Below are 18,927 nucleotides of genomic sequence, written 5' to 3' on the forward strand. Positions count from 1 at the left end.
GGCATGCCGGGGCCGGGGAAGGGGCCCGGGGCGGGGCTCGGGACCGGGCTCGGGTGCGGGGTCGTCATCGGGCGTCCTCGGCGTTCTGCGGCGACTGGGGCTGCGGCGGCTGCGGGGCGGGGTGCGGGTGCGGTACGGCCGCGGGGGCCTGCGGCGGTACGGCGTGCGCGGCGGGCCCGGTGGGCACGGCGTACGGGTTCTGCCCGGGCGGCGGCGGCGGGGCGTACCAGCCCTGCTGCGGCACCTCGGGGATCACCGGCCCCGGCTGCTCGGGCAGCATGTGCGGCGGGACCGGCGCCTGGAGGTGGGCGAGCCGGTCGTCGGTCGAACGGTAGTCCACGGCGCTCTGCGTCATCCGCATGTACGCCTCCTCAAGGGACGCCTGGTGCGGCGACAGCTCCCACAGCCGGACGTCCGCGCCGTGCGCGAGATCGCTGATCCTCGGCAGTTCGAGACCGGTCACCCGCAGCGCGCCGTCCGGCTCCGGCATCACCTGGCCGCCGGCCTCCGTCAGGACCGCCGTCAGCTTCTCCCGCTGGGCCGGCTCGGTCCGCGGGGTGCGCACCCGGGCGAAGTCGGCGGAGTTCGCCGAGATGAAGTCCGTGACGCTCATGTCGGCGAGCAGCCGGCCCCGGCCGATGACGATCAGATGGTCGGCCGTCAGCGCCATCTCGCTCATGAGGTGGCTGGAGACGAAGACCGTACGGCCCTCGGAGGCCAGCTTCTTCATCAGATTGCGGACCCAGAGGATGCCCTCCGGGTCGAGACCGTTGACCGGCTCGTCGAACAGCAGCACCTGCGGGTCGCCGAGCAGCGCCGCCGCGATGCCGAGCCGTTGGCCCATGCCGAGCGAGAAGCCGCTGGAGCGTCGCTTGGCCACCTCCTGGAGGCCGACCACGCCCAGCACCTCGTCCACCCGCTGCGCCGGGATACCGGCCAGCTGGGCGAGCGAGAGCAGGTGGTTACGGGCGCTGCGCCCGCCGTGCACGGCCTTCGCGTCGAGCAGCGCGCCGACCTGGCGGGGCGCGTTCGGCAGCTGCCGGAACGGATGCCCGCCGATCGTCACCTGCCCGGCCGTCGGCGTGTCGAGACCGAGGATCATGCGCATGGTCGTCGACTTGCCCGAGCCGTTCGGGCCCAGGAAGCCGGTCACATGCCCGGGCCGCACCTGGAAGGAAAGGTTGTCCACGGCCGTCTTCGCGCCATAGCGCTTGGTCAGGCCGACTGCCTCGATCATTCTCCAGCCCCATCGACAAGGTCGGGTCGTGGGGGCACGACGACCACAGGCCAAAATCCCCCGTACGAGCGAAGAGCTTAACCAGCTCTTTACGGTTCCGCCTCAGCCGAATCGTGATCTGTCGGGCATCTGCCGGGCGTCCCAGGGCGCGACGGGCTCTTCCGGCCCGCCCGAAGTCCCACCCCGCGGCCCTCTCCCGCCCCCGCCCCCGCCGCGGTCACGCCTCGCCGGGGTCAGGCGTCGCGCCGCTTGAGCACCACGTACCCGCCGATCAGCGCGGCCACCACCCACAGCACCATGATCCCGAGGCCGCCCCAGGGCCCGTACGGCGCCTTCTCCCCGCCCAGCGCCTCGGGCACGACCTGCATGATCCGCGAGCCGGCCTGGTCCGGGAAGTAGCGGGCGACCTCCTTCGCCTTCGGGACGGCCGACAGGATCTGGGAGATCAGGAAGAAGAACGGCACCAGGATGCCGAGCGACAGCATCGACGAGCGCAGCATCGTCGCCACCCCCATCGAGAACAGCGCGATCAGCCCCATGTAGAGGCCGGCGCCGATCACCGCGCGCAGCACGTTGTCCGCGCCGAGGGTGGTGCGGTGGCCGCCGAGCAGCGCCTGGCCGAGGAAGAACGACAGGAATCCGGTCGCGATCCCCACCACGAAGGCGAGCACCCCGGCGACCGCGATCTTCGAGAAGAGGAACGTGGCCCGCTGCGGGACCGCCGCCAGCGAGGTGCGGATCATGCCCGACGAGTACTCGGTGCCCACCACCAGCACCCCGAAGACCACCATCGCGAGCTGCCCGAGGACCATCCCGGAGAAGCTCACGTAGGTCGGGTCGAAGGTGGCCTGCTGGATCGGGGCGAGGTGGTCGAACTGCGCCCGCATCAGCGCGCTCAGCCCCGCGCCCATCGCGACCGTCACCACCAGGGCGCTCGCCAGTGTCCACACGGTGGACGACACCGTCCGGATCTTGGTCCACTCCGAGCGCAGGACCGCCGTCGCCGCCGCCATCGCTCAGGCTCCCCTCTCGTAGCTCTCGCCCCACCGTGGCCCGGGACCCGCGTCAGGCCCCGTGCCGGGGCCGGCGCCGGGTCCGCCCGCACCGGGTCCCGTGCCAGGCCCCCCGCCCCCGGGCGGCCCGCCCGCGTCGCCGCCGCCGTGGCCGTCCGGCCCGTACCCGACCGTCCCGTACCCGACCGTCCCGTGGATGTCCGTCCCGTGCGAGTGGTACTCCACCGCCCCCGCCGTCATCTGCATGAACGCCTCCTCCAGCGAGGCCCGCTGGGAGCTCAGCTCGTGCAGCGTGATCCCGTGCGCCGCGGCCAGCTCGCCCAGCCGCTCCGTCGTCGTGCCGTCCACCTCCAGGACCCCGCCGCCCGCCTCCACCGCGATCAGGCCCTCGCCGTGCAGCACGTCCCGCAGCCGCTCCTGCTGCGGGGAGCGCAGCCGTACGTAACTCCGGGAGTTCTCGTGGATGAAGTCGGCCATCGAGGTGTCGGCGAGCAGCCGGCCCTGGCCGATGACGATCAGATGGTCGGCCGTCAGCGCCATCTCGCTCATGAGGTGGCTGGAGACGAAGATGGTCCGTCCCTCGGCCGCCAGCGTCTTCATGAGATTGCGGATCCAGTGGATGCCTTCGGGGTCGAGACCGTTGACGGGCTCGTCGAACATCAGGATCTCCGGGTCGCCGAGCAGCGCCGACGCGATCCCGAGCCGCTGGCCCATGCCGAGCGAGAAGCCCTTCGACTTCTTGCGCGCCACCGCTGTCAGACCCACCAGATCGAGCACCTCGCCGACGCGCCGTTCCGGGATCCGGTTGGACTGCGCCAGACAGAGGAGGTTGTTGTACGCCGAACGGCCCCCGTGCATCGCCTTGGCGTCGAGCAGTGCCCCGATGTACTTCAGGGGCTCCTTCAGATCGCGGTAGTGCTTGCCGTCGATCCGGACCGTCCCGCTCGTCGGGTTGTCGAGGTCCAGCATCATCCGCATCGTCGTGGACTTGCCCGCCCCATTGGGCCCGAGGAACCCCGTGACCACCCCCGGCCGCACCGAGAAGGTCAGATGGTCGACCGCCGTTTTCGAACCGTAGCGCTTGGTGAGACCCGCCAGCTCGATCATGCGTACCAACCTAAGCGCACGAAAATCCCCCCGCCACCCGAGTGACGGAGGGATTCTCAGGCAATCAGCTCACCGGTTCACCGGCCCGGCAATCCACCGGTCCATCAGCCCATGGTCCGACAGGGACCCACCGGCCGACGGCCGTGACCGCAGAGCCCCGGCCCGGCCCCGGTCGGCCTCAGCCTCAGCCCTGACCGCGGATCAACGCGACTGCTGCGCCGGGACGCCCGCCGTGCGGTCCTCGTCCAGCGGGGAGCCGGCCGCGGCCACCGCGGCACCGGTCAGCGTGGCCAGCATCTCGCGGACGTTGGTCAGCTGGGCGTTGATCGAGTCGCGGCGGTTCGTCAGCGCCGCCAGCTCGCGCTCCGATTCGCTGCGGATGCGGTCCGCCTTGGCGTTCGCGTCGGCCACGATGTCCTCGGACTGGCGCTGCGCGGTCTCCACCGTCTGGCGGGCCCGGCGCTCCGCGTCCGTACGCAGCTTCTCGGCCTCCAGGCGCAGCTGCTCCGCCCGGTGCTCGATCTCGGCCAGTCGCTTCTCCGCCTTCGCCTGACGGGACGCCAGGTCGCGCTCGGACTGCTCCCGGCGCTTGGCCAGGTTGGTCTCGAAGTCCGCGGCGGCCTGGGCGGCCTTGGCGCGGGTCTCCTCGAAGAGGGCGTCCGCCTCCTCACGCTTCGACTGGGCGTCCTTCTGCGCGTCGGCGCGCAGCGAGGTCGCCTCGCCCTGAGCCTTCTCGACGATCCGGGCCCCGTCGTCCTCGGCCTTCGCCTTCCGCTCGGCCGAGAACGCCTCTGCGTCGTTGCGGACCTGCTGGGCCGCCGACTCCGCCAGCTCACGGTGCTGCTCGGCGGCGCGGCGGGCCTCCTCGCGCAGGTCCTTCGCCTCCTCCTCGGCGAGGCGCAGGATCTTCTCCACGCGGGCACCGAGACCGGCGTACGACGGCTCGGCGTCGGTGACCTGGGTCTGGGCGTTCTGCGTTTCGAGGTGCAACTCCTCGATCCGCTTCTCCAGCGAGGTGATTCGGGCCAGAGCACTGTCACGGTCGGCGACGAGCTTGGTGATGCGGTCGTCCACCTGACCGCGGTCGTATCCGCGCCGCACGAGCTCGAAGCCGAAGGGGGAGGATGTGTCGCTCATGGGGTTCCTGTCGAAAGAGACCGGTGTGTTGTGGGGTGAGGTGTTAGAGGGAATCCTAGGGGTCTTAACGGCGTGTCATCGAGCATATGCCCGTTTGATCTGGAGAATGTCCAGTCTTTTGGGTGGCTGTCCCCGTCTTTCGGGTGGCTGTCACCGGGAGCTCTTGCCACCCGACCGGGAGGAGCCCGAGGACGCTCCGGCCTTCGCCCCGTCCTTCCCTTCGGTGGACGGGGTTTCGAAAGATTCCAACGCCTCCAGGACGTCCTGGACACGGGAGATCTCGGCATTGATGTCCTTGCGACGGCGTGTCAGGACATCGAGCTCCTGCCGCCCCTCGGCCACCGTCCGCTCGGCCTCGGCCTGGGCTTCCGCCCGGATCTTCTCGGCCTCCGCCACCAGCGACGCCTTCTTCTGCTCGGCCTCCTTGAGCAGTCCCTCGGCCCGCTTCACGGCCGCGATCCGCACCTTGCTCGCCTCCGAAGTCGCCTCCGAGACGAGCTCCTTGGCCTTCCGGGCGGCCTCGGCACTCTGCTCCTGCGCGGCCTTCACCAGCTTGTCGACGCGCTCGCCCGCCGTCTTCATCTGTTCGGCCGTCTCGCGCCGCGCCCGGTCGTGCAGTTCCTCGACCTCGCTCTCGACCCGGGCCCGCAGCTCCTCCGCGCGCTCCCGGATCGCGTTCGCGTCCGCGCGGGTGCCGACCAGCAGCTCGTCGGCGTCCGTGCGGGCCTTCTCCACCAGCGAGTTGCCCTCGATGGTCGCCTCGGTCACGATCCGCTCGGCCGCCTCGCGGGCCGCACCGACCATCGTGTCCGCCTGCTCCTCCGCCTCGGTGGTGGCGCGCAGCGCCTCCTCCTGGGCCTTGGCCATCAGCTGGTCGGCCTGCTCGGCCGCGTCCGACCGCTTCTTCGCGCCGGCCTCACGGGCCTCGTCGAGCGTACGGTCGGCCTCGGCGCGCGCCGAGGCGAGCGCCTCCTCCGCCGCGGCCTCGGCCTCGGCCTTGACCCGGGCCGCCTCCACGGCGATCCGCTCGGCCTCCTTGCGGGCCTCGGCGACGAGCGTGTCCGCCTGCTCGGCGGCGTCGCTACGGCGCTGGTCGGCGGCCTTGCGGGCGTCGCCGAGTACCTGCTCGGCCTCGACGCCGATCCGCTCGGCCTCCGAACGGGCCTGGCCGATCAGAGTGTCGGCCTGCTCGGCCGCGTCGCTGCGGCGCTGGTCCGCCTTCTTCCGCGCCTCGTCCAGGATCCGGTCGGCGTCCGCGAGCGCGGCACTGCGCAGCGCCTGCGCGTGCGCCTCGCCGTCCACCTTGACCTGCTCGGACTCCGCACGGATCCGCGCCGCGTCCTGCTCGGTCGACTCCAGGAGCTCGGCCGCCTCGTTCGTGAGCCGCTCGGCCTCCGCCGAGGCCTCGCGGATCAGCGTGTCCGCCTGCTCGGCCGCGTCCGAACGCCGCTTGTCGGCCGCCTTGCGCGCCTCGTCGAGCACCTGCTCGCCGTCCGCGCGGGCGGCGGCCCGCAGCGCCTCCGCCTCGGCCTCGCCGTCGGCCTTGACCTGCTCGGCCTCGACCACCAGCCGCTCGGCCTCGGCGGTGAGCCGGCCGGCCTCCTCCTGGGCCTTGGCCATCAGCTGGTCGGCCTGCTCGGCGGCGTCGCTACGGCGCTGGTCGGCGGCCTTGCGGGCGTCGTCGAGCACCTGCTCGGCCTCGATGCCGATCCGCTCGGCCTCCGCACGGGCCTTCCCGATCAGGGTGTCGGCCTGCTCGGCGGCGTCGCTACGGCGCTGGTCGGCGGCCTTGCGGGCGTCGTCGAGCACCTGCTCGGCCTCGGCGCCGATCCGCTCGGCCTCCGCACGGGCGTCGCCGACCACGGTCTCGGCTCGCTCCGCCGCCTCCGAACGGATCCGGTTCGCGTCGTCGCGGGCGTCCGCCCGGGTCCTGGCCGCGTCCTGCTCCGCCGACGCCAGCGCGTCCGACACCTCGGTACGCACCCGCTGCGCGTGGTCGGCGGTGTCCGACTTCAGCTTCTCCGCGTCGGCGATCGCCTGCGCGACGGTCCGCTCGGCCAGATCCTTCGCGGCCTCGGACTCCTCCTTGGCGCGCTCGCGGATCCGGGCCGCGTCCTCCGCCGCCCGCTCCCGCTCCTCGTGCGCGTCGGTGCGGACCCGGTCCGCCTCCTCCTGCGCCTCGGTACGGGTGCGCTCCGCCGCGTGCTCGGCCGCGCTGCGCAGCCCGGTGATCTCCTCCTCGGCGGCCTCGCGCAGACCCGAGACCGCGTCCCGTACCTCCTGCGCGGTCTGCTCGGCGGTCGACACCAGCTCGGCCGCGCGGGCCTCCGCCTCCTCGACCAGCCGCTCGGCCTCGGCCGCGGCCTCCTCGACCCGCTTACGGGCGGAGGCGAGCAGCTCCTCGCTCCGCTCACGGGCCAGCTCACGCTCCCGGCCCGCCTCGGAACGCGCCGACTCCAGCGTCTCCTCGGCCTCCCGGCGGCGCCGCTCGGCCTCCTCGCGGGCCGCGGCCAGCGCCTCTGCGGCCTCGGCGGCGATCCGCTCGGCGGCGGCCCCGGCCTCGGCGCGTACCCGGTCGGCGGTCTCCTGCGCCTCCGACTTCAGCCGCTCGGCCTCCGCCGCGGCCTCCTCGCGCAGCGCCGCCGCCGCGGCCTTGGCCTCGGCACGGTCGGTGGACGCGTCCTCGGCGGCCTCCGTGCGCAGCCGCTCGGCCTCCTCCTCGGCCTGCGCCCGCAGCGTACGGACCCGCTCGGCGGCCTCCGTGCGCAGCCGCTCGGTCTCCTCGGCGGCCTCGCGGCGGATCCGCTCGCTCTCGGTCCGCGCGCCGGCCAGCTCCTGACCGGCCGACTCCAGCTTGTCCGCGGCCTCGGCCCGCAGCCGGGCCAGCTCCTCGGCCGCCTCGACGCGCCGCGCCTCGGCGACCCGCTCGGCCTCCTCGCGCAGCGCGGTCGCGGCGGCCTCGGCCGCCTCCTTGACCGACTCGGCCTGCTCCTCGGCCTCGGCACGCAGCCGCTCGGCCTCGGCGCGGGTGCGCTCCAGCGTCTCCTCGGCCTGGGCGCGCAGGGTCTGCGCCCGCTCCATGGCCTCGCCGCGGACCCGCTCGCTCTCCGCGCCCGCGCTCGTGCGCAGCTCGTCGGCGTCGCTCCGGGCCTTGGACAGCAGCTCCTCGGCGGTCTTCGCCGCGTCCTCGATCTGCTGGACGGCCTCCTTGCGGGCCTCGCCGCGGATCCGCTCGCCCTCGGTGACCGCCTCGGCGCGCAGCTGCTCGGCCTCGCCGCGCAGCCGGCGCGCCTCCTCCTGCAGCTCGACCGTCTTGGCGCGGTACTCCTTGGTGTCGTCCTTCGCCGAACCGAGCAGCTCGTCGGCCTGCTCCTCGGCGGTCTGCCGCAGCCGGTCCGCCTCGGTCTCGGCGTCACGGCGCAGCCGCTCCGCCTCCTCGGCGGCTTTGCGGGTGGTCTCCTGGGCGTCCTCGGACGCCTTGGAAAGGATCTCCTCGGCCTGCCGGGCGGCCTTGGCGAGCGCGGCGGCGGACTCCTCGGCGGCGTCCGTGCGGGCCTTCTCCGACGCCTCGGCGGCCATCCGCTCGGCCAAGGCGGTGGCCTCGCGCAGCTGCTCCTCGGCCTGCTCCTTGAGGCTCTCGGCGTCCTTGGTGGCCTCGGCGACCAGCCGGGCGATCTCGGACTTGGCGGTACGGGTCCGCGCCTCGTTGACGGACTCGGCGCCGGCGATCTCCTTGGCCGCGGCCTCCTTGGCCTCGGACAGGGTGCGCTCGGCGGTCGTCCGGGCCTCGCGGAGCTTCTCCTCGGCGTCCTGAACGCGCAGTTCGGCCGCGCGGGACAGTTCGGCGGCCTCGCGGCGGGCCTGGTCGGTCTCGGCGGTCGCGGCCGTACGCAGCCGCTCGGCGTGTCCGGCGGCCTCCTCGGCCTGCCCGGCGGCGGTGGCGAGCATCCGCTCGGCGTCCTTGCGGGCGCGCAGCAGGATCGCCTCGGCCTCGGCCCGGGCCGCCTCCGCGTCGGAACCGACCCGGCGGCGGGTCTCCTCGGTGATCCGGGCGGCCTCGGCGCGCGCGGCGGAGAGCGACTGCTCGGCCTCGGCGCGCGACTCCTCCATCAGACGCCGGGCCTGCGCCTCCGTGCGGGCGCGCAACTGCTCGGCCCATGCCACGTTCTCGTTGACATGCGACTCGACCGTCTTGCGGCGCTCGTTCAGCTCCTGGTCGAGCTGCTGACGGCGCTGGACGGCCTCGGTGTGCAGCTCCGCCTGGAGCCGCGCCTGCTGTTCGGCGTGCTCCTGGAGGATGCGCTGCGTCTGAGCGCGCGCCTCGCGCAGCTCGCGCTCGGCGTCCTGGCGCAACTGCTCCGCCTGCGCCTGCGCGTTGCGCAGCATCTGCTCGGCCTGATAGCCGACGTCGGCACTGTCGTAGGCAGGCCGGGACGCGATGGTACGGCGTGCCTCATGGAGCTTGGCACGCAAGACCTCGACCTGGTATCCGAGGTCCTCGGCGTGCTGGACGGCCTTCTCTCGCTCTTTCTTCAGCCGTTCCATCTCGGCCTCGAACCGCGAGAGATGGTCGTCCTCGGCCCGCTGGCTCTCCTGGCGTTCGTAGCCCCGCACGGCGCGGTCCATCCGTCCCCTGGTCGCAACACTCCAACGAGCACGCCCTCACGGCCGAGGGCTTACCCCCGGGGAATCGTGGCAGATCGGACGACCCCGACATCCTGTCCTAGGCGCCGCGCGCACACGGCTCCGACCGGCCCCGGCCCGGAGCCGCCCACTCTACCGGGCCCGGAATCCGCCAGGTCAGTGCTCCGCTGAGGAGTGGTCAGCGCAGGGGCCGGCGGGCGGGTCGGGGGAGGGGGCGGCGGAGTACTAGACGGACGGGTCGGCGGCGTGGTCCGCGGACGGGTCGCCGGAGTGCTCGGCGGCGTGGTCGGCCGCGTGCCCGGCGGAGCCGTGGGCGGACGGCTTCGCGGAGGTGACCAGTTCGGTCAGGACCCCGTGGCAGTCCTTGGGGTGGAGGAAGGTGATCCGCGATCCCATGGAGCCGACGCGCGGCTCGTCGTACAGGACCCGGACGCCCTTGCCCCGGATGGCCTCGGCGTCGCCGTCGACGTCCGCCGTGCCGAAGGCGATGTGGTGTACGCCCTCGCCGTTCTTCGCCAGCCACTTGCCCACGGCCGAGTCCTCCCGGGTGGGCTCCAGGAGCTGGAGGTACGAGGCCCCGCCGTCCGAGGTCTCGTTGATCTTGAGCATGGCCTCCCGGACGCCCTGCTCCTCGTTGATCTCCGTGTGGAAGACCTCGAAGCCGTAGGTCGCCCGGTAGAACTCGACGGTCCGCTCCAGGTCGAAGCAGGCGATCCCGATGTGGTCGATTCGCGTCAGCATGCCTCCAGTGCAGCGCCGCACCCTTGGTTACGCAACGTGCGCGCCGTCACACCGGCAGGCCGGTGACCGGGCATGGCACCGCTCAGTACATTGAACGTAAACCCTCGTTCACTCCTCATCCCAAGGGGCTGCGGCTCATGACTGGAACGACCGGTACCACCTCTGTGATCGTCGCGGGCGCCCGTACGCCCATGGGCCGGCTCCTCGGCTCGCTCAAGTCCTTCTCGGGCGCCGATCTGGGCGGTTTCGCGATCAAGGCCGCCCTGGACCGAGCCGGCATCGGCGGCGATCAGGTGCAGTACGTGATCATGGGCCAGGTGCTCCAGGCGGGCGCCGGCCAGATCCCCGCCCGCCAGGCCGCCGTCAAGGCCGGCATCCCGATGAACGTCCCGGCGCTCACCATCAACAAGGTGTGCCTGTCCGGTCTCGACGCCATCGCGCTCGCCGACCAGCTGATCCGCGCGGGCGAGTTCGACATCGTGGTCGCGGGCGGCCAGGAGTCCATGACCAACGCCCCGCACCTGCTGCCGAAGTCCCGTGAGGGCTACAAGTACGGCGCGATCGAGATGCTCGACGCCATGGCGTACGACGGTCTCACCGACTCCTTCGAGGGCATCGCCATGGGCGAGTCCACCGAGAAGCACAACACCCGGCTCGGCATCCCGCGCGCGGCCCAGGACGAGCTGGCCGCCCTGTCGCACCAGCGCGCCGCCGCCGCCCAGAAGAACGGCGTCTTCGAGGCCGAGATCACCCCGGTCGAGATCCCGCAGCGCAAGGGCGACCCGGTCGTCTTCGCCAAGGACGAGGGAATCCGCGCCGAGACCACCGTCGAGACGCTGGCCAAGCTCCGCCCGGCCTTCACCAAGGACGGCACGATCACCGCCGGCACCGCCTCGCAGATCTCCGACGGCGCCGCCGCCGTCGTCGTGATGAGCAAGGCCAAGGCCGAGGAGCTGGGCCTCGCCTGGATCGCCGAGATCGGCGCCCACGGCAATGTGGCGGGCCCGGACAACTCGCTCCAGTCGCAGCCGTCGAACGCGATCCTGCACGCCCTGAAGAAGGAGGGCAAGGAGGTCGCCGACCTGGACCTGGTCGAGATCAACGAGGCGTTCGCCGCGGTCACGTACCAGTCAATGAAGGACCTCGGCATCACCCCGGAAAAGGTGAACGTGAACGGTGGCGCCATCGCGCTCGGCCACCCGATCGGCATGTCCGGCGCCCGCCTGGTGCTGCACCTGGCCCTGGAGCTCAAGCGGCGCGGCGGCGGCCTCGGCGCGGCGGCCCTGTGCGGCGGCGGCGGCCAGGGCGACGCCCTGATCGTGCGCGTCCCCGGCAAGTAAGGCCGGCGGGCAAGGCAGGCAGGCAAGGCAGGCAAGCCCGGTAGGCAGGCCGGTAAGGCAGGCACACCGGTACGTACGCGGGCCGGGCCCGGATCCACGGGCCCGGTCCGCGACCATGGCCCGTACGCCCGGCGCGCCCGGCGCGTACGGGCCACCCGTACACCCGCCGTGTACGGACGGGGCCCGCGCGCCGGAGCCGTGCCCGTACGCCGTGGCCGTGCGCCGTGGCCGTGCGCCCGGTGCGCGGGCGCGGTACGCAAGATCCCGACGTTCGACGCAAGGAGCACGCTGAGATGGTGGACGTCCCCGCACTGGTCGCCCAGGCACGGGAGGGCCGGCCGCGCGCCGTGGCCCGGCTGATCTCGCTGGTGGAGGGGGCGTCCCCGCAGCTGCGCGAGGTGATGGCGGCCCTCGCCCCGCTGACCGGCAACGCCTACGTCGTGGGCCTCACCGGCTCGCCCGGCGTCGGCAAGTCGACCTCGACCTCGGCGCTGGTGAGCGCCTACCGCCGGGCGGGCAAGCGGGTCGGCGTGCTCGCCGTCGACCCGTCCTCGCCGTTCAGCGGCGGCGCGCTGCTCGGCGACCGGGTCCGGATGTCGGAGCACGCCTCCGACCCCGGCGTCTACATCCGTTCCATGGCCACCCGCGGCCACCTGGGCGGCCTCGCCTGGTCCGCCCCGCAGGCCATCCGGGTCCTCGACGCGGCCGGCTGCGACGTGATCCTCGTGGAGACGGTGGGCGTCGGCCAGTCGGAGGTGGAGATCGCCTCGCAGGCGGACACCTCCGTGGTGCTGCTCGCGCCCGGCATGGGCGACGGCATCCAGGCCGCGAAGGCGGGCATCCTGGAGATCGGCGACGTGTACGTGGTCAACAAGGCCGACCGGGACGGCGCCGACGCCACCGCGCGCGAGCTCAACCACATGCTGGGCCTCGGCGAGGCGCGCGCCCCGGGCGACTGGCGGCCGCCGATCGTGAAGACGGTCGCGGCGCGCGGCGAGGGCGTCGACGAGGTCGTCGAGGCGCTGGAGAAGCACCGGGCGTGGATGGAGGAGCGCGGGGTGCTGGCCGAGCGGCGCCGGGCGCGGGCCGCCCGCGAGGTGGAGACGATCGCGGTCACGGCGCTGCGCGAGCGGATCGGCGATCTGCACGGCGACCGCCGGCTGGACGCGCTCGCGGAGCGCATCACGGCGGGCGAGCTGGACCCGTACACGGCCTCGGACGAGCTGATCGCGAGCCTGACGGGCAACTAGGGGCTGTCCTCCGGGGTTTCCGAACCGGGGATCCTCCGCTGGATCCCCGGCCGCGCGGCCTGATCCGCCCCCCCGGGGCGCCCCGCCGGATGCCGGATCGGAGAGGTCGCGGTCAGCCGCGCTCGGGGGCACCAAGGGCCTCGGCAGGAAACGTTCGCTCTGTGTGCGGTGTGGGCTATGTTCCTCGGCCATGGGTGAGTTGATGGTGATCAGGCATGGCGAGACGGCGTGGAGTCGGACCGGTCAGCACGCCGGCCGCACCGACCTGCTGCTGACCGAGGCGGGGGAGGACGCGGCGCGTGCGCTCGCGCCGCGACTGGCCGGACGGGAGTTCGTCGCCGTCTACAGCAGCCCGCTGACTCGCGCCGTGCGGACCGCCGAACTGGCGGGGCTGAGCGGTGCGGAACCCGACCCCGACCTGATCGAGTGGAACTACGGCCGCTACGAGGGGCTGACCGCCGAGCAGATCCAGGAACTCAACCCCGGCTGGGAGCTGTGGCGGGACGGCGTGGACGCGGGCGAGGACCTCGGGCACGTGACCGTGCGGGTCGACGCCTTCCTCGGCCGGGTCCGGCCGCTGCTGGACAAGGGTGACGTGGCCGTCGTCGCGCACGGCCATCTGTCACGCATCCTCGCCGCGCGCTGGCTCGGGCTCGACGCGTCGTCGGGAGCGCGGCAGTTCGGGCACCCGCATCCGGGGACGATCAACACGCTGGGCTACGAGCACGGGCAGCCTGTCGTGCTCGGGTGGAACGTGCCGTAGCGGTGGCTGTTTACGTCCCGTCCGAGACGTACTACCGCCGTATCAAGCGACGTTCGCCCTGTTCACGACCTCGCGGAGATGTTCGTCGGCGGTGCGCTTGTTCCGCCGGATGATGGAGCGGCGGATCGTGTTTCCTTGTTCCTTATGGCCGGCGTGGCCGGTGCCGTCGGGAGCGAAGTAGCGCAGGGCGGCCAGGAATGGCTGGGAATTTCGACCTGTGCGGCACTAGGAAACCGGCCCCGTCCCCAGCGCCCGCACCGCCGCGTCGATCGCGGCGGTCAGGCGGGCCCGGTCGTGGCCCGCGCGTTCGCGTACCCGCAGGCCGAGCACCGTGGTGAACAGCAGTTCCACGGAGGCGTCGAGGTCGAGATCGGCCGCGATCTCGCCTCGGTCGCGGCCCTCGGCCAGTAGCGACCGCAGCGCCTCCCGGGTGGCCTCGAAGGCCGCTTCGAGGTGCCGGTGGACCTGGTCGTCGGTGGTGCCGAGTTCGGTGGCCGTGTTCACCACGAAGCAGCCCCGGCCCGGCTCGCCGTCGGCCGGGCAGGTGATCAGCCAGAGCATCCACTCCCGCAGCGCCTCGCGCACCGGGCGGCCGTCCGCGGCCAGTCGCTGCCGGGCCTCGGCCGACTCGGTGGCCCGGTAGTGGTCGAGCGCGCGCAGGAAGAGCGTGTGCTTGTCGGTGAACGTCCGGTACAGGCTGCTGGAGGTGAGGCGCAGCTCGTCCCCCAGATCCCGCACCGATGTCGCGTGGTAACCGCGTCGCCAGAACAGTTCGGTCGCCGAGTCGACCGCGTTCTGCTCGTCGAAGAGTCGAGGGCGTGACATGTCTTCACCCTACCGAGGTTGTGGAGCGATCGCTCCCGTTGCTAGCGTCGAGTTTGGGAGTGATCGCTCCCGTACTCTTGAGGAGGCCCGGTGGCGACTGCGGAACAGACCCCGACCCGGGCGGAGGGCGCGATGCCCGCGCGGGCGGATCACTGGCCGGCGGTCGTCGCCGTGGCCCTGGGAACCTTCCTGCTGGTGACCGCCGAGCAGCTGCCGATCGGCCTGCTGACCTCCGTGGGGTCCGCGCTGTCGGTCTCCGAGGGGACGGCGGGCCTGATGGTGACGGTGCCCGGCCTGGTCGCCGCGTTCTCGGCCCCCCTGGTCCCGATGCTCGTCGGCTCCCTGGACCGGCGCGCCCTGCTGTTAGGGCTGATGGCGCTGATGGCGGTCGCCAACGTGGGCACGTCCCTGGCCTCGGACTTCACCGTCCTCGTGGCCTCCCGGGTGCTCGTCGGCGTGGCGATCGGCGGCTTCTGGGCGATCGCCGGCGGTCTGGCCGTCCGGCTCGTGGCCCCGGCGAACGTGCCGCGCGCCACCGCGATCGTCTTCGGCGGCGTCGGTGCCGCCAGCGTGCTCGGCGTCCCGCTCGGCACCCTGCTCGGCGAACTCACCGGCTGGCGTATCGCCTTCGCCTCGATGAGCGTCCTCGCTCTCGTGACGCTGGTCGCGCTGCTGGTCGTGCTGCCGGGGCTGGCCGCCTCCCAGGCCATCCGGCCGAGGCTGCTCGTGGAGCAGCTCCGCGATCCGGGCGTACGGATCGGCATCCTGGCGACGACCCTGCTCGCTTTCGGCCATTTTTCCGCCTACACCTTCGTCAGCCCGGCCCTACAGCGGCTGTCGGGCATCGACCAGCGCTTTGTGGGCCCGCTGCTGTTCGGCTTCGGCATCGCGGGCATGGCCGGCAACTTCGCCGCCGGCTCCGCGCTCTCGCGCCGGGTGTACCGGAGCGTGCTGACCATCGCCGTGGCCCTGGCGGTCGCGATGCCGCTCTTCCTGCTCCTGGGGCGGACGAGCGTCGGCGGCGCCCTGCTGCTGATCCTCTGGGGTCTCGCTTACGGCGGGGTCTCCGTCGCCCTGCAGACCTGGATGATCAAGGCCGCCCCGGACGCCGTGGAAGCGGCCTCCGCGCTGTGGGCGGCGGTCTTCAACCTGTCCATCGGCCTGGGCGCGCTGGTCGGCGGTGTCGTCGTCGACACGCTCGAACTCCAGGGCGTCCTGTGGCTCGGCGGCGCCTGTGCCCTTGTGGCCGCGCTGGTGATCCGGGGTGGCCGCTCGCTGAAACACCTGCGATGACGGTGACCGGGGCGTGCGGGGCGAGCGGCGCGCGCGTCGCGGATGCGCTGCTCGCCTGACCGAAGCACGCCCAGCCGAGGTGTCCACACGTACGACTCGGGCCCGGCACCCCCTCAAGGGCGCCGGGCCCGACCCGTACCGGCTCCGTACCGGCCGCGTACCGACCCGTACCGGCGCCGGCTCCGTACTACAGCTTGCCGCGACGGCCGCGCAGCTGCTCCGCGACCGGCTTCAGCGACTCGTGGAGGCCGGTCAGCGCCTCGGGGCTGAGCTGTCCGATGAAGTGCTTGCGCACCGCCTCGACGTGGTGCGGCGCGACTTTCCGCATGGTCTCCATGCCGGCGTCGGTGAGCACCGCGAACAGCCCGCGCCGGTCCGACTCGCAGTTCTCGCGGCGGACCAGTCCGGCGTTCTCCATCCGGGTGATCTGATGAGAGAGCCGGCTCTTGGACTGGAGGGTGGCGGTGGCGAGGTCGCTCATCCGCAGCCGTCGTTCCTCCGCCTCCGAGAGATTGACCAGGATCTCGTAGTCGTTCATCGTCAGGCCGAAGGGCTGGAGATCCTTCTCCAACTGGTGCGTCAGCATTCTGTTGACGTCAAGGAACGTGCGCCAGGCGCACTGCTCGGCGTCGGTGAGCCAGGGGGTGGCCGTCTCGGTCTCCATGAATCGATTCTACCTAAGAAGTTGAATTCTGGACGAGTTTACGTGGGATCCGAGGAGATCCGCGAGTGCGGAACGACGCGTCACGCTCCGCAGAGTACCGCTCACAGCCCGAAGCGCCGCTGCAGATCCCCGAGCTGGCCGGGAAGGCGCGGTCCCGAACCGTGACCGCCCTGGCCGGAACCCGGCGCCCCGGCACCCGTCCCGGCACCCGGCGCGGACCCGGGCACTCCCGGCCCCGCCGCCGGATCCCCGATCGGCCGATCCGCCAGCATCTGCTCCGAGGACTGGAGCAGCACCGTACCCGCCCCGACGAACTCGAACTGGTGCTCCTCGCCCGAGGTGCCCCCGAGCCCCGTGAGGGCCCGCACTCCGCCCAGCACCCCGGTCAGATACCCGTGGTCGTAGTGGTGGCAGGGGGAGGGACAGTCCGCCCAGCCCACCAGGGCCTGCGGATCGACCCGCAGCGGCGGCTCCATGAACACCACCGGTCCGTTCGACGCCGCCACGAACTTCCCCGTCCCGATCAGCGTCACGAACCCCGGCACGATCGACTGCTTGAGCGCGAGCGTGGGCTGGTACGCGAGCAGATTGCCGGACCGGATCGTCAGATTGCCCTCGTCCAGGTCGTACGAGTTCACATCGAACGCCCGGTCCGCGAGCAGCATCTTCCCGCTGCCCTCGGCCACCACCCAGTCGCTCGCGTGCAGCGGCGAGTGGAAGGACGTCCGCACCAGCCGGTCGAGCCGGCCGTGGCCGATCCCGTTGAACTCGATCCGCCCGTAATAGGCGATCATCTTGCCCTTCTGGAGGAACCACGGCGAGCCCTTCAGCTCCACACAGAAGGTGTACGAGTCGACGTTGTCGTCCACCGGCAGCGTCGTCGGATCGTGGATCACGGGACCGGTCACAGCTTCTCCTCCGACGCCTGCACGAACACCGCACCGCTCCCGCTCAGCTCCAGCTGGAACGCCTCGCCCGAGCCCCGTCCCACCATCTCGCGCCAGCCGAGCGCGGTGGACAGCTTGTTGCGGACCTCGCCGTGATGCGCCACGTACGCCTGCGGATCCACGTGCACCGGGCGGTCCGGCGTGATCGGCAGCTCCATCACCCCGCCGTGCGCCATCACGGCCACCGAGCCGTGCCCGCGCAGCGTGGTGGTGAACAGGCCCTGCCCGGTCACCTGGCCGCGTACCAGCCCCATCACCCCGCCCTGCGAGCCGAGGAACATCGTGCCCTGCTCCAGGGTGCCGTCGAAGGCGAGCAGCCGGTCCGCCTCCACGTACAGGGTGTCCCCGGCCAGCTCGACGACCTGGATGTGATGGCCGCCGTGCCCGAACATCACGGTGCCGTCGCCCTCCACCGTCATCAGCGGGGTCGCCTCGCCGGCCACCCGGCGGCCGATCATCGACATCACCCCGCCCTGCCCGCCGGTGATGTTCGGCGTGAAAGTGACGTCACCCCGGTACGCCAGCATCGCCCCGCGCTGGCTGAAGAGCCGCTGCCCCGGGACCAGGCGGGCCTCGATCATCTTGGAGTTGATCTCCCGGAACGGCATCAGAGATCGCCCCCGACCGTCCGGCGCTCGCTCGGCTGCACGTACACGAGCCCGTCGCCCTCGAAGCGGATCTGGAACGCCTCGCCGCCGCCCTCGCCCATGAACGTGCGGAAGGTCACGCCGGACTGGAAGTGCTGCTGGAGGTTGCCCTGGTGCGCGATGTACGCGCCGGGGTCGACGCACAGCGGGTACTGCGGGGTCACCCGCAGCACCACGGCCGCCCCGTCGGACAGCAGCGCCGCCTGGCCCGTGCCCTCCACCGTGGTGGTGAACAGACCGTTGCCGGACGCGCTGCCGCGCAGTCCGGTGAAGGTGGTGCCGGTGCGCAGCCCGGCCTCGGCGCACAGCAGATTGCTCGCCTCGACGAACAGCTTCTCGCCGCTCAGCCGGACCAGGTTGATCTCGGTGGCCCGGTCGGCGAACCAGCAGGTTCCCTGGCCGCTGACCTCCATCACCTCCATCTGCTCTCCGGTGAGTCTGCGGGTCACCATGCCGCGCAGACCGTCACCACCGCCGGTCATCTTCTTGAAGGACATCCGGCCGTCGTACGCGACCATCGAGCCGTTCTTCGCCTTCACGGCGTCCCCGGTCAAGGTCACGGCGAGCACTCGGCTGCCCTGGAGTCGGAACGTAGCCACGAAAAGGGACGTTACTGGGCACCCCCGGCCCGGGGACAGAGGTGCCGCCGTGCACAATGGACAGGCCCTTGTGCATCCGTTCACAAGATCGACCGAAGGTGACTCCTGCCATGGACATCAAGACCGCCTCCGCCCTGCACCGGCTCCGACTCGTCTCCGCCCCGGAGGCCGTCTCGTTCCTGCTGCTCCTGGTCTGCTCGGTGCTCAAGCGCACCACGGACTTCAACGCGGTGCCCGTGATGGGCGCGGTCCACGGCGTGCTCTTCGTCCTGTACGTGCTCTTCTGGCTGGACGCCTGGAACCGCGCCAAGTGGAGCTTCGGCCAGGCCGCCGGCTACTTCGTCCTGTCGGTGCTGCCCACCGGCGGTTTCTTCGCCGAGCGCAAGCTGAAGCGCGAGGCCGAGGCCGCGGTCATCGCCTCCCGCGCGCGCCGCGAGGGTGTCGTCAACGTCTGACGGTCGGCGGTGAAGAACGTCTGACGGGCGGCGGTGAAGATGCCCGTGTGGTGACGACGGGCGCGCCGCGGGGCGACGGGGGGAGCGCGCCCGGAAGGCCGCATGTGAAGCCCCGGCCTGGGCGGGTACCGGCGCGCGGCCATGTCTTGGTACGGGGCGAGGGCGGCGAGCAAGTCACCGGCGGGGGCGGCGTGTGCGGCCCGGTGTGCGGCGCAGGCGTAGATGTCCTGGCCGTCCACGACGGCGACTATGACGGTGGGGACGG

Annotated in this window: 16 protein-coding genes; 5 read left to right on the forward strand and 11 right to left on the reverse strand. The window is 72.3% G+C overall.

The annotated features are described in order from the left end of the window. Positions 1–64 precede the first annotated feature (64 nt). The 6 genes from ACGFRB_RS09105 to mce all read right to left on the reverse strand — a co-directional run bounded on the left by ACGFRB_RS09105 (position 65) and on the right by mce (position 9,879). Complete coding sequence (locus tag ACGFRB_RS09105; protein ID WP_393240941.1) at positions 65–1,237, reverse strand: ABC transporter ATP-binding protein; 1,173 nt, start codon at positions 1,235–1,237, stop codon at positions 65–67. 233 nt (positions 1,238–1,470) lie between these two features. Further along, positions 1,471–2,250 (reverse strand): ABC transporter permease subunit, encoded by a 780-nt coding sequence (locus ACGFRB_RS09110; RefSeq protein WP_393240944.1) that lies wholly within the window; start codon positions 2,248–2,250, stop codon positions 1,471–1,473. Between the two features lie 3 nt (positions 2,251–2,253). Then, positions 2,254–3,357, reverse strand: coding sequence for an ABC transporter ATP-binding protein (locus tag ACGFRB_RS09115; protein ID WP_393240947.1), 1,104 nt, complete (start codon positions 3,355–3,357; stop codon positions 2,254–2,256). A 201-nt stretch (positions 3,358–3,558) separates the two neighbouring features. Continuing rightward, positions 3,559–4,494, reverse strand: coding sequence for a cellulose-binding protein (locus ACGFRB_RS09120; protein WP_363001258.1), 936 nt, complete (start codon positions 4,492–4,494; stop codon positions 3,559–3,561). Between the two features lie 150 nt (positions 4,495–4,644). Beyond that, complete coding sequence (gene scy / locus ACGFRB_RS09125; RefSeq protein WP_393241540.1) at positions 4,645–9,108, reverse strand: polarized growth protein Scy; 4,464 nt, start codon at positions 9,106–9,108, stop codon at positions 4,645–4,647. Positions 9,109–9,363: 255 nt separating this feature from the next. After that, a complete protein-coding gene (gene mce / locus ACGFRB_RS09130) occupies positions 9,364–9,879 on the reverse strand; it encodes a methylmalonyl-CoA epimerase (protein WP_393240951.1) in 516 nt (171 codons plus the stop codon). Between the two features lie 137 nt (positions 9,880–10,016). Here mce and ACGFRB_RS09135 point away from each other — a divergent pair, with 137 nt between their 5' ends. The 3 genes from ACGFRB_RS09135 to ACGFRB_RS09145 all read left to right on the forward strand — a co-directional run bounded on the left by ACGFRB_RS09135 (position 10,017) and on the right by ACGFRB_RS09145 (position 13,232). Continuing rightward, positions 10,017–11,219, forward strand: coding sequence for an acetyl-CoA C-acetyltransferase (locus ACGFRB_RS09135; protein WP_363001252.1), 1,203 nt, complete (start codon positions 10,017–10,019; stop codon positions 11,217–11,219). Positions 11,220–11,512: 293 nt separating this feature from the next. Further along, a complete protein-coding gene (gene meaB, locus ACGFRB_RS09140; protein WP_361230121.1) occupies positions 11,513–12,469 on the forward strand; it encodes a methylmalonyl Co-A mutase-associated GTPase MeaB in 957 nt (318 codons plus the stop codon). Between the two features lie 190 nt (positions 12,470–12,659). Continuing rightward, a complete protein-coding gene (locus ACGFRB_RS09145; RefSeq protein WP_393240955.1) occupies positions 12,660–13,232 on the forward strand; it encodes a histidine phosphatase family protein in 573 nt (190 codons plus the stop codon). A 225-nt stretch (positions 13,233–13,457) separates the two neighbouring features. Here ACGFRB_RS09145 and ACGFRB_RS09150 read toward each other — a convergent pair whose 3' ends face one another. Further along, the gene (locus ACGFRB_RS09150; RefSeq protein ID WP_393240958.1) at positions 13,458–14,057 is read right to left on the reverse strand and encodes a TetR/AcrR family transcriptional regulator; all 600 of its coding nucleotides are present in this window, start codon (positions 14,055–14,057) and stop codon (positions 13,458–13,460) included. 90 nt (positions 14,058–14,147) lie between these two features. Between ACGFRB_RS09150 and ACGFRB_RS09155 the strand changes: the two genes are divergently transcribed. Continuing rightward, entirely contained in the window at positions 14,148–15,350 is a 1,203-nt protein-coding gene (locus tag ACGFRB_RS09155; RefSeq protein WP_393240961.1) for an MFS transporter, read from the forward strand. Positions 15,351–15,537: 187 nt separating this feature from the next. On the opposite strand, the gene ACGFRB_RS09160 is transcribed toward ACGFRB_RS09155, so the two are convergent. The 4 genes from ACGFRB_RS09160 to ACGFRB_RS09175 all read right to left on the reverse strand — a co-directional run bounded on the left by ACGFRB_RS09160 (position 15,538) and on the right by ACGFRB_RS09175 (position 18,207). Further along, the gene (locus ACGFRB_RS09160; RefSeq protein ID WP_393240964.1) at positions 15,538–16,014 is read right to left on the reverse strand and encodes a MarR family winged helix-turn-helix transcriptional regulator; all 477 of its coding nucleotides are present in this window, start codon (positions 16,012–16,014) and stop codon (positions 15,538–15,540) included. Positions 16,015–16,115: 101 nt separating this feature from the next. After that, positions 16,116–16,922, reverse strand: a complete 807-nt coding sequence (locus ACGFRB_RS09165) for an AIM24 family protein (RefSeq protein WP_393240967.1) — start codon at positions 16,920–16,922, stop codon at positions 16,116–16,118. Further along, on the reverse strand, positions 16,919–17,569 hold the full coding sequence (locus ACGFRB_RS09170) for an AIM24 family protein (protein WP_361230140.1): 651 nt from the start codon (positions 17,567–17,569) through the stop codon (positions 16,919–16,921). Before ACGFRB_RS09170 ends, ACGFRB_RS09165 begins: the two co-directional genes overlap by 4 nt. Continuing rightward, complete coding sequence (locus tag ACGFRB_RS09175) at positions 17,569–18,207, reverse strand: AIM24 family protein (RefSeq protein ID WP_393240970.1); 639 nt, start codon at positions 18,205–18,207, stop codon at positions 17,569–17,571. Before ACGFRB_RS09175 ends, ACGFRB_RS09170 begins: the two co-directional genes overlap by 1 nt. Before the next feature lie 110 nt (positions 18,208–18,317). Between ACGFRB_RS09175 and ACGFRB_RS09180 the strand changes: the two genes are divergently transcribed. Beyond that, complete coding sequence (locus ACGFRB_RS09180; RefSeq protein ID WP_361230145.1) at positions 18,318–18,662, forward strand: DUF3817 domain-containing protein; 345 nt, start codon at positions 18,318–18,320, stop codon at positions 18,660–18,662. The last annotated feature ends 265 nt before the right edge of the window (positions 18,663–18,927 follow it).

It is taken from the genome of Streptomyces sp. NPDC048718 (assembly GCF_043198875.1).
In the GTDB taxonomy this organism is placed as follows: domain Bacteria; phylum Actinomycetota; class Actinomycetes; order Streptomycetales; family Streptomycetaceae; genus Streptomyces.

Bases quoted from the DNA above. Each gene is read 5' to 3' on its own strand.
- ACGFRB_RS09105 (WP_393240941.1), bottom strand. From the start codon at position 1,237: ATGATCGAGGCAGTCGGCCTGACCAAGCGCTATGGCGCGAAGACGGCC.
- ACGFRB_RS09110 (WP_393240944.1), bottom strand. From the start codon at position 2,250: ATGGCGGCGGCGACGGCGGTCCTGCGCTCGGAGTGGACCAAGATCCGG.
- ACGFRB_RS09115 (WP_393240947.1), bottom strand. From the start codon at position 3,357: ATGATCGAGCTGGCGGGTCTCACCAAGCGCTACGGTTCGAAAACGGCG.
- ACGFRB_RS09120 (WP_363001258.1), bottom strand. From the start codon at position 4,494: ATGAGCGACACATCCTCCCCCTTCGGCTTCGAGCTCGTGCGGCGCGGA.
- mce (WP_393240951.1), bottom strand. From the start codon at position 9,879: ATGCTGACGCGAATCGACCACATCGGGATCGCCTGCTTCGACCTGGAG.
- ACGFRB_RS09135 (WP_363001252.1), top strand. From the start codon at position 10,017: ATGACTGGAACGACCGGTACCACCTCTGTGATCGTCGCGGGCGCCCGT.
- meaB (WP_361230121.1), top strand. From the start codon at position 11,513: ATGGTGGACGTCCCCGCACTGGTCGCCCAGGCACGGGAGGGCCGGCCG.
- ACGFRB_RS09145 (WP_393240955.1), top strand. From the start codon at position 12,660: ATGGGTGAGTTGATGGTGATCAGGCATGGCGAGACGGCGTGGAGTCGG.
- ACGFRB_RS09150 (WP_393240958.1), bottom strand. From the start codon at position 14,057: ATGTCACGCCCTCGACTCTTCGACGAGCAGAACGCGGTCGACTCGGCG.
- ACGFRB_RS09160 (WP_393240964.1), bottom strand. From the start codon at position 16,014: ATGGAGACCGAGACGGCCACCCCCTGGCTCACCGACGCCGAGCAGTGC.
- ACGFRB_RS09170 (WP_361230140.1), bottom strand. From the start codon at position 17,569: ATGCCGTTCCGGGAGATCAACTCCAAGATGATCGAGGCCCGCCTGGTC.
- ACGFRB_RS09180 (WP_361230145.1), top strand. From the start codon at position 18,318: ATGGACATCAAGACCGCCTCCGCCCTGCACCGGCTCCGACTCGTCTCC.